General features: G+C 44.2%; 11 protein-coding genes. 4 read left to right on the forward strand and 7 right to left on the reverse strand.

What is annotated here, in order from left to right; translation table 11 throughout:
* Nucleotides 1-51: 51 nt before the first annotated feature.
* The 7 genes from RDK53_RS09420 to RDK53_RS09450 all read right to left on the reverse strand — a co-directional run bounded on the left by RDK53_RS09420 (nt 52) and on the right by RDK53_RS09450 (nt 6,670).
* Entirely contained in the window at nt 52-546 is a 495-nt protein-coding gene (locus RDK53_RS09420; protein WP_279173298.1) for an N-acetyltransferase, read from the reverse strand.
* Nucleotides 524-913 carry a hypothetical protein gene (locus RDK53_RS09425; RefSeq protein WP_279173299.1) on the reverse strand — a complete coding sequence of 130 codons (390 nt, stop codon included), beginning with the start codon at nt 911-913 and terminating at the stop codon, nt 524-526. Before RDK53_RS09425 ends, RDK53_RS09420 begins: the two co-directional genes overlap by 23 nt.
* Nucleotides 914-985: 72 nt before the next feature.
* Nucleotides 986-2,236, reverse strand: a complete 1,251-nt coding sequence (locus tag RDK53_RS09430; protein ID WP_308514323.1) for a DUF3150 domain-containing protein — start codon at nt 2,234-2,236, stop codon at nt 986-988.
* 113 nt (nt 2,237-2,349) lie between these two features.
* The gene (locus RDK53_RS09435; RefSeq protein WP_308514324.1) at nt 2,350-3,393 is read right to left on the reverse strand and encodes a lambda-exonuclease family protein; all 1,044 of its coding nucleotides are present in this window, start codon (nt 3,391-3,393) and stop codon (nt 2,350-2,352) included.
* Nucleotides 3,394-3,402: 9 nt separating this feature from the next.
* Nucleotides 3,403-4,383, reverse strand: a complete 981-nt coding sequence (locus tag RDK53_RS09440) for a recombinase RecT (protein ID WP_308514325.1) — start codon at nt 4,381-4,383, stop codon at nt 3,403-3,405.
* 87 nt (nt 4,384-4,470) lie between these two features.
* A complete protein-coding gene (locus RDK53_RS09445; protein ID WP_279173303.1) occupies nt 4,471-5,448 on the reverse strand; it encodes an AAA family ATPase in 978 nt (325 codons plus the stop codon).
* A gap of 799 nt (nt 5,449-6,247) precedes the next feature.
* Nucleotides 6,248-6,670: a single-stranded DNA-binding protein gene (locus tag RDK53_RS09450; RefSeq protein WP_279173304.1), complete on the reverse strand. Its 423-nt coding sequence runs from the start codon at nt 6,668-6,670 to the stop codon at nt 6,248-6,250.
* Nucleotides 6,671-7,541: 871 nt separating this feature from the next.
* Here RDK53_RS09450 and traF point away from each other — a divergent pair.
* The 4 genes from traF to RDK53_RS09470 all read left to right on the forward strand — a co-directional run bounded on the left by traF (nt 7,542) and on the right by RDK53_RS09470 (nt 12,997).
* Nucleotides 7,542-8,657 (forward strand): conjugal transfer protein TraF, encoded by a 1,116-nt coding sequence (gene traF / locus RDK53_RS09455; RefSeq protein WP_279173305.1) that lies wholly within the window; start codon nt 7,542-7,544, stop codon nt 8,655-8,657.
* Between the two features lie 9 nt (nt 8,658-8,666).
* Nucleotides 8,667-10,103, forward strand: coding sequence for a conjugal transfer protein TraH (locus RDK53_RS09460; RefSeq protein ID WP_308514326.1), 1,437 nt, complete (start codon nt 8,667-8,669; stop codon nt 10,101-10,103).
* Nucleotides 10,104-10,120: 17 nt separating this feature from the next.
* Nucleotides 10,121-12,757 (forward strand): conjugal transfer protein TraG N-terminal domain-containing protein, encoded by a 2,637-nt coding sequence (locus RDK53_RS09465; protein WP_308514327.1) that lies wholly within the window; start codon nt 10,121-10,123, stop codon nt 12,755-12,757.
* Between the two features lie 93 nt (nt 12,758-12,850).
* Nucleotides 12,851-12,997, forward strand: a complete 147-nt coding sequence (locus RDK53_RS09470) for a hypothetical protein (protein WP_279173308.1) — start codon at nt 12,851-12,853, stop codon at nt 12,995-12,997.
* The last annotated feature ends 1,090 nt before the right edge of the window (nt 12,998-14,087 follow it).

A 14,087-nucleotide genomic window follows, 5' to 3' on the forward strand; every position in this document is an offset into this window, starting at 1 on the left:
AAAAGCGGAGACAGCCGTCCCTTGCGGGGAGGTGTCCCCGCAGGGTTAAATTTAATTAAGGGTCTTTCGCCTGAAGGCAAAAAACATTGAGTAAGAAGGATTGTTGCTATTTGATTCCAAATCTAAGAAACCAGCAGAACGATAAAATTCGGCTGCTCTGCTATTTTTAGGTTGAACATAAACACCATGCGATGCAACAGGTGATTCTTCAGCCAAAAGTAAGGCAGAATTGAGTAGGTAATGCCCTACTCGCTTTCCTTGGATTTTTATATCAACAGCCAGTCTCCCTAATAGGGTTACAGGAATATGGGTATAACCGCTTCTTATTTTCATAGCCGACAGCAATGTCCTGCTAATACAAAAAGAAGATAAGGTGAAATACCCTAATGGAATTTGATCAAGAGGATCGTCCGTCAAAACATAGCAAGAACAATCTCTGTTTCTCACACATTGAGACGCATAGCATCTGAAAAATGTGTTTAGATTCTCTTCCCCGCAATCAAATAGATCTCTATTGTGTTGTCTATTTAATGGAAGAAGTTTCATCAAAACTCCTTAAACAACCTGAAATGTCTATAGGATTTTTCTCAGCGTGCAACCTTTTATTGGCTTCTTCAAATAATTCAGGAGTCATAATTGCTTTGAGAATTTTTTCTTGGACTTCGACTGGAACAGGCATCTCCTTAAAAGATACATTTTTAAATCTTTCCAGAACAGAAAGAGTTTTTTCAGTAACAGCCGCTGCTATGAAGTTCTTCACAGTTTGACCGCTCATTGCTGATGCCTCTTTCATAAGTTGAAAAGTATGTTCAGGTAATGCGCTTTCAATCCTTTTTTGCATATTAATTTCTCCCGAATATTTCCCGTATATTTTACGAAAAATAGTCGGATAGAACATTTGTCTGTTTAACATTTTGTATGTCTCTAAAATCCAGAGACTTCAACCCCTTACGGAGCCGAAGCCCCGTAGGGTTGAAAAACAAGATCAGAACCAAAAAGTAGCAGGTTCCTCTTTAGCCTTTTCAGGTTTCGGAGAAACCGGTTCCGGAGACTTCAGTGTCAGAGGTTCGGCAGATACAACCACAAAGTGATCAGAATCTCCGCCCCTTTTTGCAATTTCTTCACGAAGAAGATCCGCTACAGAATCTTCAGACTTAACTTCTTGTTTCGTCACTTCAGAAGTTTCTTCAGCTACAGCCGATTCCAAAGGAATGTCCATAGAATTGGAAACTTCTTCTTTTTCCGTTACTTCCGCCTGAGAAGATTGATTATCAACTCCCTCAAACAGAGGCATACCTTCATCCGTATCAGGCGTTGTCTCCTGAACGGGTGTTGCGGATTGCTCGGGTTGATTGGATTGTTCGGATTCAGGAATATAAGAACCAACTAAAGAACTTATATTCGATTTTCCGCTGATAATGTCTTCTGTAAGTTTCTGGGATGACAAAATTGTCATCAAACCAAATAAACGCCAGTAGTCGGAACCTCTTAATTTGCCCTTCGAAGGAAGCAGTTTCGCCTCGCTGTGAATCATCCTGCGAAGCGAACGGATTTCAGGATTCAAAAACTCCAAGGAATGAAGTTTTTTCATCATTCTGAAAATGACTGCTTTAGCCTTTTGAGTAACTTCCTCGCTTCCGGTAATGGAAGTTGAAAGATATTTCGCGGCTTCTTCTCGAATTCCTTCAAGAAGCACACCGTAAAGACCTTCAACCTCTCTTTCGAGACTTTCGGTTTCACCTTCGAGAGGTGTAACCTTGTTCACCACATAGCCGGCCTTGAATCTGCTCCTCACGTCTTCAACAGATTTTTTATCCGTCAGAAGATTCTGAGCATACTTGGGGTTCTTCTCGCGCCAGTCCTCAAAGTACCTTTCTACGTTCGCACAAAGATTATCAATCTCTGTTTTGAATTGTTGGACATAATCGTCCAGCAAGGGTTTCAATTCATCGAGCTTTGAAAGCTCTATTGCGAAACCACCGAGAAAAGGCAACCCAATTGAACCGCATTCCTTGCGGAAGTTGTCTCTTAGGTTGCGAAACACATTGAGGTGTTGCTTATCAATTAGAGCTTTTCGCCCTAAAGACGCAAACTCAGAATCAGGAAGTTCACCGCCCTGACCGATTATAAAATCGGTGGCTTTAAGAACGGTTTCGCCAGTCCAAATTCTGAACTGCGGAGTGATAACTGCAATTCTCTGGAGTTTGTCGAGAGAAGTAAGTTTTGTGTTTTCCATGATTATTTCCTTAATAAGAAAAAAAACACGGAGACACCAATCCCCCGCGAGGAACGATGTCCCCGCAGGGTTAATAAAAAACTGAAAAAAAGAAAGAAGAAATTTCGGTTTCTTCAGAACCAGAAAGCTCCTGTTCCGGAGATTTCGAAATCGTCTAAATCTTCCGAAAAATGAGTTTGATCCGAATCTCTAAGTCGTTCGCGGTCGTTAAACACCAACTCCCGCGTTTCCGTTGGAGAAGGTTTTACGTTCCATCTCGACTCAGATTTCGGCATTACACAAGCTTTAAACACGTCCTCTGTTATCGGAATTTCTTTCTGCATCAGGTATTTCAAAACTTTGGAACACGATACCGAAGATGACGGTCTCGAAGGTTCTTTAGTGATTAAAACACCCGCGTAGTCGGCATAGGAATAAAACTCGCCGATCATGCCCAGAAGTTCCGTTTTAGCTTGTTCTTTCTGACTTCTGTACTTTCTTTCAAGAGAAACTGCTTCAAGATAACGTTCCGCAGCGTCCCTCCATAAAGCTTCATCCTCAGCCGATTTTGGCAACCAGCCGGTTTTATCTCTCGGAGGTCTCTTTTCAAGTACAGCCTTGAAGAACTCTTCCCCTTTCTGCTTTATTTCGTTGATGACGTTCTCATCTCGGGCGATTTCAAACTCTATCAACTCGTCTCCGTCCAAAAAAACCAGATGAGCCAAGAGTGAACCTGAAACCATAAGCTGATGTTGTACTTGGATGAAATATCTTTTGTACGCATCGCTGTTTTCCCGCCGGATTTTCACATCCATAATCGTGATGCCGTCCGGATACGGACATTTAATTTCCAAGACTTCCCCGTTGGTTGTGTAACCGTCAAGTGAAGCCCTGAAAATAGGGTTGGCATCCGATTCCACGCATAGCGGAGAAGCAATATCACCATGTTTGAGTTCCCAAAGGGAACGGGCATAGTCTTCATGCTCCACACCCCAACGCACCGCCGGTATGTCGGATAAGTCAGTCGGCTCCTTTAATCCGGTTTTTTCTGCCCAAAGCTCAATGGAGTTTTGTTCAGGAACAAGACCGAAAAGAACAGGACTGTCGGTGGCAGTGACGCCAAGTTTGCGCCACTGTTTCCACTCATCCGTGCGTTGGTCAAGATCGACCACGCGCATATTGCCTCCTTAGATTCCTTCCAAACCTTCTTCCGAGGGCAGGTAGAAATCATCTTCTGAAGCATTTTCTGCGGTTGCGACTGAGGGTGCCGTCACTTCAATAACTTGAGAACTTTCTGCCGCCTCAATGACTTGAGGAGGGTTAAGTTTCAACTGAAGTAGACGACGGGCCTCTTCTCTTTGCGCAGGGTTGATTTGGACATCGACCCAAGCCATCGGATCGAAGCCCTGCACGTTTTTAGAGCGAACGACGGCTTGTGTTATCTGGCGTTCTAGCAATTCTTTGCTCAGAACAGGATAAACAGAAGCTTGCGCTCTTCGAACCTTCGATTCATTTGTCTGTACGGGATTTGTCTGTACGGGCAATGACTCATCCATCTCCCGCTCCGCATCCTCATCGGAAATACCCGACACACCGAAAGCGTATCGAATAGCCTGAATCATCGTCTTATGCTCAAGCATACGACGCGGATGTTTTTTCCACGGACCTGTATCCATGAACACTTCAGACAAATACTCCCGGTGCTTAATGGGAAGATCAAGACCTTCTTTCTTTATGGTGACTTCACACCATTGAGGAAGAGCTTCCTTGCCCATAACCATCGAACCGTCGGGACCAAAGGTTGTTTCAAAACCTCTGAACGTAGGCTGGCGGTGCATAATTTTCAACCAACCGTCAATACTGACGAGAGGCATAATGGCTCCGTTCTTATTTCTGAAAGCGTAAATTTCCTTCAAAAAAGGATTGAGACCATATTCATTTGCAACGACGGCCAACGCAAGCAACTCCTCGCTTGAAATTTCTCCGTCAGTTTGTCGAAAGCAAGTTTGTTTCAGAGCTTTTGCCAATTTACCTGGCTCTACTCCGAATCTTGCAGCAAGCTGACCCATTAACTTCGCACCGTTTAAAGGTGTTCCGTCAATTCCGGAATTCAAGTTCGGCACTGCCGGGGTTTGAACAGTTGTAGCAGTTGATACCAAATCAGACATATCTATCTCCATAAAAGAAAAAACGGAGACAGATTTCCCCTGCGAGGAAATCTATCCCCGCAGGGTTTGAATTAAGAGAGAATTGGACTAATCAAGCCACTTCCCGCCTAATATGCTCATGCAAATGCTAAAAACAGCGGTTTGCTCCGCAGCACTTAAGCGATTTGCATAACAAAGTTTTAAAGCATCCTTTACAGGATTCTGCGAACCTGCATAATCTTGCATAAGTTCTGTCCAGAAGCACAAACAACGAGTGCTCATAGGAGCCGTTAACTCTCCTTCTATATAAGACTTGCGAATTTTGTTCGCGCACCTTACAAGCCCGGTCAAAATCTGCGAAGAGATGTTTGAGAAGAGCTTTTTTAGAAGAACGGTTTCGATTCCTTCGGACAAATAATCCACACGCATCAGTCTGTACCGGTCCATCGCAGCGACGTTTTGAGAAAGGACGCCTGTGTAAGAACCGGTTTCGTCTCCGTTGCCCGCCGAATTAGCGGTAACAACGACACGAAACATGGGATGCGGTTGGATTTGCTCTCCTCCGTTCTGAGTAATGGTTAAAGGTCTCCCTTCAAGCACATCATTCAGACCGGAAAGTTGAGCCGGATCGCATAAATCGACCTCGTTTAACAGAAGAATACCGCCTGATTTCATAGCACGGGCCAAAGGACCGTAAATGAATTTCACGGAGGGTTGTTCTCCCGGTTTTGAGATAACCATTGGTCGTCCCACGAGATCGTCAAATTCCATCCTGCTGTTGCAGGTAATGGAGTACACAGGATAGTTCAAACGGCCCGCAAGTTCCGTAATAACGGAAGTCTTGCCGGAGCCGGTCGGACCGGCCAGCCAAAGAGCGTGTCCGTGAGGACGTGCCAAAAACAGCGCGACATCTCGGAACAGGCTTTTTGTGAAGACGTAATCCTTGTGAACCATTGGAACCATCGGATTCTGAGAAGGTTCAAAACCTTCCAAAGAAAACTTTTCGGGCAATTTAATAAATTTCCCCGAAGTTTCGTCCAACAATTCCGGAAAATCGGATCCTGTATAAAGTTTAGTTTGTAGCATAGTTGCTGTCTCCATAAGAAAAAACGGAGACAGCGACCCTGACGGGGAACTATCCCCGCGAGGGTTAATAATTTGTTGAAAGAAGCTCTTAAAGCTTCTTTTCAGATTTTTGAACTGCCATTGACTCCTTCATGCAGAAAAGGTGCGATTAAAAACAAAATCACGCCTACTCTACTTTTTCAGATCTTTTTCGTCAGGCAGGTACTTAGAAACAAAAAAAAGAATCATGCCGAGCACGAAAATAATCGTGGCGACCGTGAACAATACGCTCATTCGATTCTCCTTATTACGTAACCAAGAACAAGTATGTAAAGCATGATACCGAAAAGCTTACAAATCTCGATTATGGTCAAAGATTGCTGAAGGAAAATGCCGACAGCACACCCAGCAATTATCATCAAATTTATGCGCGGAGACCCCTGCTTTCAGGCAGGGGAAGAAGCGCCTCCTGTTTTTGTTAAGTAAAAAAGTTTGAGACGGATACTCTCAAGTTCCGCCTCCTCTCGATCTTTCGACCGGTTGTGATCCTTCGCCAATGTTGGAAGGGGTTTCGTGCCGACAGCACCGCTCCTACCTCCCAGAGCTTTTAACCATCGGCCGCAGAGCGCGGGACTAGGATCGGCATCCCGCGGTGCCTAGATTCTCAACCAACGTAGACCGCCAAACGACGGCCTGAGGCTAGTCAACTAGAGGCTTTTTCAAGCCTCGGCCTTTAGGCCGAGGTAGTTGACAGAAAAAGCTCCATAAAGGCGCAGCCTTTCCCCTGCGGGGACAAGCCCCGCTAGGGTTTCAGAAAAAACTAGAAAAGTTCTTCGTCTTCAGAAGAAGTCTGAGGCCGTGTCTGGGCAGGAACCGGAGCTTTACGCTGGGGTTGACTGCGAGACTGTGGCTGTTGAGTTTCTTTTGAGGAAGACGAAAGAATCTGGAATTGATCAGCAACTATGTTGCAGAACATTCCTTTTTCCGTCTTTCGGTAATCGAGACTGCCGACAACCATAACCAAGCAACCTTTTTCGAGTTTTTCAATTATTTTTTCAGCATTTCCAAAAACCGTAACGTTGTGCCAAACGGCTTTGTGAGTCCAGGCACCGTTTTCTTTGACGGATGATTCAGTTACAACGGAACAAGTTAAAAACTTGCTTCCGGAAGCGGAAGAACGCATATCCAAACTACCGATACGACCGACCAAAGTAACTGCATTTAAGCTTTTGTAGTTAAGCATAATTAACGCCTCCATAAGCGTAGAAAAATCCTTTGAAGGCGCAAAACCTTCCCTTGCGGGGAGTTCTGCCCCGTCAGAGGAGGTTAAAAAGGGCGGATGCCCATCGAAAAAAATCAATGAAAAACTTCCGAAGGAAGAATCTCAAAGATCAAGGTCAAATACGGGTACGCGCACAGCTTGTTAAGCCGGATGCCCGTGTAGAAGAAAACAACAGGAAAGCGCACAGCCGATGAAAGCCGGATTCCCGTTAACTGAAAAAGACGGAAAAGCGCACAGTCTGTGAAGACCGGATTTCCGTGAGTATCAAAACAAAAGATTGTTTCGACAAAAGTCCAACAACGCACGCGATGACCTGCCAAGGTCAAGGGGTTTGTCGGGATAAAAAGGAGGAATAAACCTCCCGTTACCGCATCTCGGGCTGGGAGACTCGGGCCGAAATCACGCGATCGGCGCGCCAAGTGGCAAATGCCACAAGTGGAAGGTACAAAAAATCAACCCGAAGGTTGATTCAATATGAAATCGGCAGACGCAACTTCCCCGTAATGAAAGATCACCAAATGGCCGCCTATGCGACTCATTCCTCTTTCCGGCGAGTTACGGTTTCAGCTTCCTTACCGCGTAACGCAGATTGTCTTTCAAATCCGCAACCATAGCCTGAAGCAGGGCCGATAACATGGTCTGCACGACCAAGAAATTCAGGAACACCAGTTCCGTGCTCGTTAATCTAGCACAAAACAAAAACTGAGCCAATTACATTTGCGGGAATTTTTTTTCTGACACGAAACTCAATGGTTTCGTCTAATTTCGCAGCAGGAGAAGAAATTCAAAAGCTTATCTTAGAGACATAACCTCAATTTAATATGGAGAAGTTGTGACTAACGTAAGCATCTTAAAGAGAGTTGCATTTATATGTTTTTCTGCACTTTTCGCAGGAAACGTATTTGCAGCAGCCTCAGTCAATGATCGTCCTGACACCTCCTCTTCTTTTTATGAAAATTCGGAAGACGGTTGGTTCTGGTACAAGGACGAAAAGGAAGAGCCGAAAAAGCCTGAACAACTTAAAAAACAGACGCCCAGTCCTCAGGAACAACTGAAGAATGCAGAAAATCCCGAAAAGGCTTTCTCAGTTGCTTGGTTGCGAAAGAACATTCCGCGATATCTGGACTTAGCAATTGACAATCCGACTCCTGAGAACGTCCGGGCCTTTCTTCTAATCCAGAGAATAATGTTGGATAAGGCAGAAAACTTCTCTCAAGCGGTACAGGCGCAAGTCGTCGGAGATGTTTTGATTGACGAAAGCGCCAGACGTGGTTTTTCCACAGTCGCGGCAAACACGCTCAATGCAAAAGGAACGGAAGAAGCCAGAAAACTTATTGCATCCTTGAGCGATAAGGTCGGGATCTTTTTCTTCTTCTCATCAACTTGTTCATACTGCAAAGCCCAAATTCCAATCTTGGGATACTTTGCCAAACGCTATGACATTGCCATCATGGGAGTCTCCGTAGATGGAATCGGCTTCCAAACCCAAGACGGCAAAGATCCTTTTCCTTGGAAACCGGATGCGGGACTTGCGCAAAAGCTGGGCCTAAGCCAGGTTCCTGCCCTCGTTCTTGTAACGCCAAAAGGTGATGCAGAGCCGATATCTCAAGGAATTCTTTCTCTCAACGAAATCGAGCAAAGAATACTTTTGGTCTCCAAACGCAAGGGTTGGATAAAGGAAGAAGAGTTCGAAAAAACCCGTCCTATGGTTGAAGGCATGAGGAATGATCTTTCCAAAGCGCTTCAGACCTCCTCTCCCTTATCCGAACAGAAATTAAGAAGCTATCAGGAGGCTGACGGTTTCATTCCTCCCGACAGATTGGTTCCGCTGGTCACAATGCGAGCCAAGGTTACCAATAGCGACATGAGCACGGTAAAGAGCCTCAAAAATGCAGAAAAAGCGGTCAATGAAATGAAGTCTGTCGCAGAAACTTCCAGGAAAAAATAGGTTGTTCTTATGAGAATCAAATCTTTAGTGTTAGCCACAGCCCTGGCGTGTTCCTGTGTGATCCAGCCAGCAAATGCCGGAATTCAAGGGACAATGGAATCAATTTTCAACAGCATGACCAACACCAGCAAACCGGGCGTTTACGAAGGCATTCGTAGAGGCGTCGTAACGGGTGGCGGATTAAGCATTCACAATCGTATAGTCAGTTCCAACCTCCTATCAATTGCTCCTCCCGATTGGAGAGGCGGATGCGGTGGCATCGACTTTTTCGGCGGGAGCTTTTCTTTTATCAATGCGGATCAATTTGTCCAGCTCATGCGCGCTATTGCGGCCAATGCTGCCGGCTACGCTTTTTCGATTGCCATTGATACCATCAGTGCGCAAATCGGTCTGAATATCAAAAACCTTGTACATGAAATTCAACAGTGGGTTCGCCTTCTGAACAATTCTTGTGAAGCAGCTATGGTTATTGTTGACGGCGTGGCCGGCCAAGGACCGCATTGGCAGAATTTCAAAACAAGAGTCGAGAGAATTGCCACATCCAAAGGCACCTCAAGTGACGACTATGCAGCAAAAACCATTGACGATTCGATAGGAGACACACTCACTATCGAAGAAACCAAGAGAAAGCTGGGCAATATTGTTTATCGGTCTATGGTTGAGCAAAATGCCACAACATGGTTCCCCGGCGGGGACAAGGATTCCATTGAAGAGATGATGTCCTTGTTCGGAACAATTATTGTCAAAGAGGGCAATAAAGTTGACGGTAAGACTAATGTGGAAGTCGAGTACAAACCGGGGATTTTGAAATTCAAATCTCTTGTGGAAGGCGGAAACAATCTTACGGTTTATAAATGCGCCTCCTATGAAAGCGGAATTGGCGACCTAGAGAAAGGTTGTGTAGAAATGATCCCGCAAGACGGACGCACCATCATTTCTCTTAAAGAAAGATTTGAAGACATCCTCTTAGGCAACACTTACCGCACAACAGGAGTACCGGGCGGTATCGTTGTGAAATTTAACGACCCTAAGAACGGAGAATTAACAGCTCAGGAACAAAACCTCTTAGCCCATATCGGCCCCTCTTTTGGGGTGCCGATTCAAAAACTTTCCATCTTAGATCCAAGCATCGCGGCCTTATATATTCAAGAGGTTCTTCCGATCATCACCGTAGAAGTTTTATACGACATGACTAAACAGCTTGGAAATTCGGTTCGAGAAGCAGTACAGCAAACAGATTCTTCCTACTCATCTGAAGCACTCAAACAAATTGAGGAGAATGAACGAAGCATAAGGGCCGAAGTCGAGGACTTAAGAAAACAATACGGAACGATTTCCGAAGCTCTTAAACGTTATGAAACTTTCAAGAATAATCTTCCCGATCCGCAGGGAGACTCCGCCAAGACAGACGCTCCTATCGGCTCATTCCCGATCAGAATGAATTAACCCGCAAGGAGGCATCTATGTTGGAATTTTCAATGTACAGCATCGGAAGCGGACGATTCTTACGGGAAGTCTTTAATGCCGTTGCAATGCTCACGGGAACCGGAGATTTCATCAAGGCTGTTGCAATCGCAATGTTGTTTTCAGTTATCGTCGTCTGTCTTCAGGCAGTTTTACGGGGCGGACGAAGTATTGCATGGGAGCACGTCCTTTTAGGATTCATTCTTTTTGGAATTTGTTTCGGATCTCCGTCAAGAGTCATTGTAGAGGACGTATATACCAACGATGTGTACACCGTCGATAACGTGCCTTTGGGAGTTGCAGCTTCAGGCTCCATGATTTCAAAAGTTGGCTATGGCCTGACAGTGTTGTTTGAAACCGGGTTTGGCACAGCAAACCGAGTTACTGATCTTCCGTACCTTAGTTCTCTTAAGTATTTAGTTATTGCGGATCAGGACGCCAGTTCCGGATTTATGCTTGATGGGCTAAGTACGGAGACGGGAGTTGATGTGCGAGCCAGTCTGGGGGCTTACATTAAATACTGCACAGTCCCTGCTCTGAGAATAGCGAAAAAAGATAGAGCTTCCGCCTCCCAAATGAATGTGCAGGATCTGCTTAAATACGGAAGCGAGGACAACGTTAAAGGTTCCGTGATTTACTATTGGGGAAACGGAGGAAACAACAAAAAAGAAGTAACCTGTAAAGAAGCATACACAGAGCTTAATACTGACGTTTTCTCGAAAATTACAAACGATAATGTCAGCAGCATCCTGAATAATTCCCTCCAAAGCATGAATTCAGGTTCAACACCAAACTATCAACTAACTATCAATGATGCCTTTACGTATTTGGATGTTTCCACCCAAGAACAACAGAACTTTGCTCTTGCTTCGATAATTACTCCTATCTTCCAATACGCCTATCAACATTTTTATACGCGATCCGCGGCACTGGCGGACACTATGGTCGCGCAGGCTCTCCAACAAAGAAATTATCAATGGGTTTCTGAACAAAGTCTTTGGGCCACTGTCGTCATGCCGTTGATGACATTTTTCGAAGGTTTCGTTTATGCCATAACGCCCTTCTGTGCAATGCTTTTCTTTTATGGAATGTTTGGGTTGGGTTTGATCGGTAAGTATCTGCAAACCTTATTTTGGATCAATTTGTGGATGCCGATTATGGCAATCTGCAACCTCTACATATCCTTATCAGTCAATGGTCAGCTTCAAGGCTTAAATCTGGGAAGTATGGACGGTGTGTCCACTGCTATTTCCACTCTGCAAAACCAAATCGCCACAGGCGGGATGCTTATGACCGCAACGCCGTTGCTTGCACTGATGGTTGTGACCGGAAGTACCTACGCCTTTACAACGCTCGCGAGCAGACTTAACGGTGGAGACCATATTGACGAAAAGGTTATGGCTCCCAGCTCAGTAAAAGTTGGAGATGTGTTCGACCAACAGGCTTTCCAGCAAGCCAATCGTGGTGCAGGACATCTTTCAACAGGCAAGCAAGGAATTTATGAAACCATATCTTTTGGTCAGAACGTGGGTTCTATGATTTCCAGCAGCGATCAAACCCTCAATTCAAAGATGTCCAGCTTCATGAAATCTTTATCGAATAACAAATCATTGGTTGAGGCGATAGGGAAAACTCAATCATTTGTTGACAGTGCAACAGATGGTTTTATGGATGCCTTCAACCACTTGAATGCAAGTGATCAGGCAAGAGTCGTCCAAGACATTAATGCCGGAAAGCTCACCACGTCATTCGGTCTGGAAGGAGGAATAACGGCGACCTTGGATCCTACCAGAATTGCAGAGCTAGGCAAGATGGGTGCCGCTAAGCTGGGACTTGGCGGTAAAGCAGGTACAAACATTGGATTTAGTGATCAGCTAAGTTCTGCAAACTCTTCAAGCTATAGAAAAGCACTTCAGAAGGGAATACAAATGAACTTTGCAAAATCCCTTGCTTCTGCCGATGCCAGTCAATTCGCTAAGCAAAATAGCAAGGGAGATATTTCTTCAATCCAAAAAGCAGCGGGAGAGGTAGATCAAGCCGTTCAAAATTTTACTTCAGCGCAATCTTTAGCAAACAGCTTGAACGGTTCTTATTCTGCTCCGTCGAACGTATTTGCAAAACAAATCATCGACACGATAGACGGAGGTGGAACCGAAGGACGAAATATGTTCGAGGCTCTTACACAAGGCGAAGCTTTATTAGATTCAAACGCCGTAAGACAACGCATGACAACTATGATGTCGGCTTCAGGTGGTTATTTAGATGCCAGACAAGCAAGAGTTGCAGCAACCCTTGAGCTTCTTTCAGGCGGTACCGACATTAACCAGCAACAGGCACTCTGCACCATAGGAGCAGCAGTTGGAAAGAACCAAGTCACGCTTGGGGAGTATGCACGTTATGCCGGAACGCTAAGGGATCCCGTCTCGCCCAACTCCATTGGAACAGTCGAGTATGGTCAGGGTGAATTTGCCGAACATAAGAAAGCGGCTCAAACCACTGTACTTTCAACCGTCCCTAATGTAAACGTCAAAGAGAAAAGTGATAAAGCATCCTCAGATGTCGAGGGAGAGGCCAGCATTCTCACTCGGGGCGCCCACAACATTGCAGATGGTTTAAGGAAACTTACGAATTTTTAAAAAAAAAGCAAAACCGAAGCACTACGTCCCAAATGGACTAGTGCAAAGGTTTTAGCTCTTTCGCGAGTTATTCTAAGAAAAAAGGAGAAAAAGATGATTGTAGGTTTTGTATTGTTCATTGGCCTAATGGCAACAATGTTTATTATCTACTTCCCTCCTTCAGACAAAGAGATTGCTTCGTATCAAGCAAGATTAAAAAAAGAATTAGAGGAAAAAGAACATGGGATTCTTAAAGATTGACCAGCTCGATGAGTTGTATCTCATAGGAATATTTTTGGCGGTTTTTTATTGTTTCCTCAATTACAAGTTGCTCTCCCTAAGAGACGACTTACATTATTTTTCTTGGAGAAGAAAAGCTCTGAATTACTATTACAGAGGAAAACTGCTCAACGAAGCGACTCAAAACATAGAGTTGTTGAAGCAAAAGAGGAACCGGCAATATCAAACAATTAGAACTCTTAAGATTCAAATTTCGAAACTAGAATCGGGAGGCCAATAATGCAGATGGATCTTAGTTCTTTATTCGCCCTTGGCCTTTTCATCGCAATAGAGGGATTAGTTCTGTTTTACCTAAAAAAGGATATTGAGATCCTTAAAAGCAATAAAAAAACCTTCGCCAATTCGTCTCCCGAAGAAAGAATTGAGTTGTTTCTCTATTCAAAAAAAGACGAAGAAACCCTAGAACTTGAAAAAAAACTTCAGAAGCAAATTGCCTCCAACGATAGATACATTAAACGGTTAAAAAATCGTTTACAGAAGTCCCAGAAAACCTCCAAAAATGGGAAGCGTTGTGCAAGTCAGATTTGAACCTGTAGCTAACTTGGGAATTTGGCGGGTCACTTGGAGAAACAATGATCAAGAAAGAAGGAATATCGGCTGCCTAGAATAGACGGGCCAAATGGTTTTGTTTTTAAACCTTCTTATTCTTTTATTCTCGATAGTGATCCGTTATTTTATTTTTCGTTTTCCCGTTTTGCCAAAAATGCTTTGAAGATATCGAAAACGCATTAAATTAATTCGTTGCTAATTTCCCAGCAAGTGATCCTATTGAAAATAGTAAATAAAAATATTAGGAACCTGGAAAAAATTTTCGGTAGCCCGTTAATCTACATCGACTACCGAAACAGAAATTTCACCATCTAACTACGAACTGTATTTAGATATCTCCTCCACCTTGATGTTTTAATTCTCCCGCCATTTTGTAGATTACTTCTTAGACCTCCTCATGCGTCTAGTTGATAGCTTTCTCCATATATTTCTGCCCAATGTAACTAAGGAAGCTCTGTAAAATGCTTGATTCTTCCCAATGGCCTTTAGAGACTTAATTTTC

The sequence above is a fragment of the uncultured Turicimonas sp. genome, assembly GCF_902477955.1.
Lineage (GTDB): Bacteria > Pseudomonadota > Gammaproteobacteria > Burkholderiales > Burkholderiaceae_F > Turicimonas.

Bases quoted from the DNA above. Each gene is read 5' to 3' on its own strand.
- RDK53_RS09450 (WP_279173304.1), bottom strand. From the start codon at position 6,670: ATGCTTAACTACAAAAGCTTAAATGCAGTTACTTTGGTCGGTCGTATC.
- RDK53_RS09460 (WP_308514326.1), top strand. From the start codon at position 8,667: ATGAGAATCAAATCTTTAGTGTTAGCCACAGCCCTGGCGTGTTCCTGT.
- RDK53_RS09430 (WP_308514323.1), bottom strand. From the start codon at position 2,236: ATGGAAAACACAAAACTTACTTCTCTCGACAAACTCCAGAGAATTGCA.
- RDK53_RS09445 (WP_279173303.1), bottom strand. From the start codon at position 5,448: ATGCTACAAACTAAACTTTATACAGGATCCGATTTTCCGGAATTGTTG.
- RDK53_RS09465 (WP_308514327.1), top strand. From the start codon at position 10,121: ATGTTGGAATTTTCAATGTACAGCATCGGAAGCGGACGATTCTTACGG.
- RDK53_RS09470 (WP_279173308.1), top strand. From the start codon at position 12,851: ATGATTGTAGGTTTTGTATTGTTCATTGGCCTAATGGCAACAATGTTT.
- RDK53_RS09440 (WP_308514325.1), bottom strand. From the start codon at position 4,383: ATGTCTGATTTGGTATCAACTGCTACAACTGTTCAAACCCCGGCAGTG.
- RDK53_RS09420 (WP_279173298.1), bottom strand. From the start codon at position 546: ATGAAACTTCTTCCATTAAATAGACAACACAATAGAGATCTATTTGAT.
- RDK53_RS09425 (WP_279173299.1), bottom strand. From the start codon at position 913: ATGTTAAACAGACAAATGTTCTATCCGACTATTTTTCGTAAAATATAC.
- RDK53_RS09435 (WP_308514324.1), bottom strand. From the start codon at position 3,393: ATGCGCGTGGTCGATCTTGACCAACGCACGGATGAGTGGAAACAGTGG.